General features: G+C 41.5%; 3 protein-coding genes and 1 pseudogene. 1 reads left to right on the top strand and 3 read right to left on the bottom strand.

Annotated elements, in window-relative coordinates:
- Positions 1-159: 159 nt before the first annotated feature.
- The 3 genes from B9J87_RS08630 to pflA all read right to left on the bottom strand — a co-directional run bounded on the left by B9J87_RS08630 (position 160) and on the right by pflA (position 2,254).
- Entirely contained in the window at positions 160-660 is a 501-nt protein-coding gene (locus B9J87_RS08630) for a YfbU family protein (RefSeq protein ID WP_013856541.1), read from the bottom strand.
- A 123-nt stretch (positions 661-783) separates the two neighbouring features.
- A complete protein-coding gene (locus B9J87_RS08625; RefSeq protein ID WP_017048072.1) occupies positions 784-1,449 on the bottom strand; it encodes an energy-coupling factor ABC transporter permease in 666 nt (221 codons plus the stop codon).
- Between the two features lie 64 nt (positions 1,450-1,513).
- Positions 1,514-2,254 (bottom strand): pyruvate formate lyase 1-activating protein, encoded by a 741-nt coding sequence (pflA, locus tag B9J87_RS08620; protein ID WP_013856543.1) that lies wholly within the window; start codon positions 2,252-2,254, stop codon positions 1,514-1,516.
- A 201-nt stretch (positions 2,255-2,455) separates the two neighbouring features.
- Here pflA and B9J87_RS08615 point away from each other — a divergent pair.
- A pseudogene (locus B9J87_RS08615) lies at positions 2,456-3,031 on the top strand (methyl-accepting chemotaxis protein); the annotation flags it as partial.

Below are 3,031 nucleotides of genomic sequence, written 5' to 3'. Positions count from 1 at the left end.
GTAATAACGTCGAGCAGGTTGAACCATTTAGTGTGTGAATATCAAGAGTTCGAGGGATAAGTTGGTGTTGGAGTTAATAACTGCGAGGGGGAATGTAAAAAAGACGCAGTGTCTGCGTCTTTTCATCTTTCGTCAGCCTACCTTGCTAGGTATTAAAATTTAGGCATTAAAAATTTGTGTAAATTCTGCGGTTGACAAATGGTATTGGCGAGGACAATTACGCCAAGCCGTTAACATGCGACGATATTTATCTGACATTGGCATTTGGCTGTTGAAGTGGTGATCGGCTTTATCAAATTGTGGGTAAAGCCCTTCAGACTCAACCAAGAAACGCACGTAATGAACGCGTTGTGACTCTTTAGCGATATCAAACCCTAAAAAGTGCAGGCGGCGCTGATCCACATTTTTGCTTTCTGCATCGGAGAGCATTTTGTGTGATTCTTGCATGGCGTGATACATCTCCATGATGTCGATCACTTCGCGGCACTCCGCTTCGGTCAAGCAACCAAATTCTTTGTTGAGCTCTCGCATTTGCAGTTCATAACCACGTTCTACAATGGTTTGTAACCGCTTGTATTTTTTGGCGTTGTTGGGATCCATCTGTGACATCAAAAAATACTGATTAGATAGAATCAGTCGTTGAGCGTTGGTCATTTCCATGGAGGTAGCCTCACTAAATTTTATGTTCTATTTGATGGTATAAGGTTAACAGCAATTATCGACAATGAAACATGATCTCAACACGGATTTAATATGGAAAGCATAAAATGTGTGCAATTCTTGTTACTTTTTGTGTAAGTGGTTATAGATATAATCTTTATCGGAAAAGACACGCAACCATTCAGGCTTAAATACGGACAGTATCGCTAACGCCATACCATTGAGCAGCCCTTCTGGGAAAGCGAGTAAAGGAACAAAAATTAGGTAATTATCGCGGATGACTTGCCAGTCATGTTGCCCAAGAAGTAATTGATAAGCGGTGTTAATGGCCAAATGCAGGCTACCCGTCAGGCCGCCATTTAAAAAACCAGCCACAAAAATAAACACAAAAATATTGCGCGGTAGATAATGATAACTCAAAGCAAACAAAGCATAACTAACTAGGATTGGCAGTAGCGATGATAGTAGTAAGTATTCGGGGATGTTAAAGAAGGCCAGTTTACCGACCACCGCCAGTGCGAATGTAACAGGAATAGTTATAACAAATGCGCAGCGCCAGCCAAACATCATCGTGAGGGTTGTTAAACCGAGAAAATGGATAGGCAATCCTTCGGTCACTCCGGCTTGAGCTAACCACAAAAGAAAAAGTGCAAAAGAGGCAAAATAGGTGAGATGCTGAAAGGATTTCTCGGCCTTAAACTTTGTCCAAAATGAGTATTTAAAATCGCGAAGGGTCGTTAACCCAACAAGTAGCAGGAGCAATAGCACCGCAAGTTGTTCCAGCTGCATGGCTAGCCTCTCTATAAAAATGCCAGCATTATGCTGGCATTTTTATGGTTATTAAATCAAGCAATCAATATTTTATGTTTGAGTGATACTGAGCTAAGATCCCAACGATTTTGTCCATGGTCTCTTTTGACGGCGGATTTACACCTTCTAATGGGTATTCTAGCCCCATTGCTTCCCATTTATGAGCGCCCAATTTGTGATAAGGCAGCAGCTCTACTTTCTCGATGTTATCCATATCTTTAATAAAATCACCAAGCATATGAGCCGCTTCTTCGTCATCAGTGTAGCCAGGAACAATCACATAACGGATCCACGTTTTTTTACCTATGGTGTGTAAGTAGCGCGCGAAATCTAAGGTTCGCTTATTCGACACACCAATAAAATCATGGTGGATCTCATCTTTCATGTGTTTGATGTCTAACATCACTAAATCAGTGGCATCGAGCACTTCATCAATCACGTCTGTGTGTTTGCGAATATAACCGTTGGTATCTAAGCAGGTGTGAATGCCCTCAGCTTGCGCTGCGCGGAATAAATCACGAACAAATTCAGGTTGAAGCATAGCTTCACCGCCTGAGCAGGTAATTCCGCCGCCAGAGGCTTTCATAAAATGGCGATAAGATTTTGCTTCGGTAATGATTTCTTCAACAGTCACTTCCTTGCCTTCATGGGTGTCCCATGTGTCACGATTATGACAATACATACAACGCATTAGGCAGCCTTGCATAAAAACAATGAAGCGAATTCCAGGGCCATCTACCGTGCCACAAGACTCAAAAGAATGAATACGACCAGTTGTTGACATCAGTTCATCTCGAATAGGTTATTTGCCCGTTATTTTATTACAAATGGTAGGGATTAAGTAGGGTTAATGTGCAATTGCCGCCGCATATCCTAAACCATATGTTGTGGCTCAAAATGAATGTCATGAAATTCTGCACATTGACTACACTGTATAGAAATAAGAACTCGTTGAATGCGATAGGGTTTAAATAAGGAATAGTTCATGGATGTACAGTTTTCTCAAAAGCAAAAAATCAGTCTATTTTTAGTTATCCTTTGTGTTGGTTTTTTAGGTTTAGGGATTTATACCGCAAAGAGCTTGATGGGAATGGATGAACAGTATCGCTCCAGTGGCGAAGTGGCATCCGGTTCTGTGGCGATATTTACTACTCAAGCAAATTTGTTGTCGCTTGCATCAGAGCTAAACAACATGCAAGGCAATCAGGTCAACTCGATTTTGAATAAATTGGATCAGTTGATGGAAGAGGTGAATGCTAATGTTGCTTTCCTGCAAAAGACCAATTTTGCTCAAGAAGGGGAAGTGTTGCTCAAGGCGGCCAAACAATTTGACCAATTTTTGCGTCCTTGGTTGCAAGTGAAATCAGAGGTGGGTTTCAACGTTAACGAAGGTAAGCTGGGTGAGCTGAAAACGTTGGCCACCACGATAGAGAAAAAGATAGATGAGACGGGGATGGTTACAATCAACTCGGATTTTCAAGCCATGGTTAAGGCGCAGCAAAATTATTTATTAGAACCCACGGAGCAAAACTTAAAACTGTTTAATCGTGCTATGGCCAGT

This window comes from Vibrio sp. V19_P1S1T109 (genome assembly GCF_002241375.1).
GTDB lineage: Bacteria > Pseudomonadota > Gammaproteobacteria > Enterobacterales > Vibrionaceae > Vibrio > Vibrio anguillarum.
Note: the sequence above shows the minus strand (reverse complement) of the source record. Positions and strands in the feature narration are given on the sequence as shown.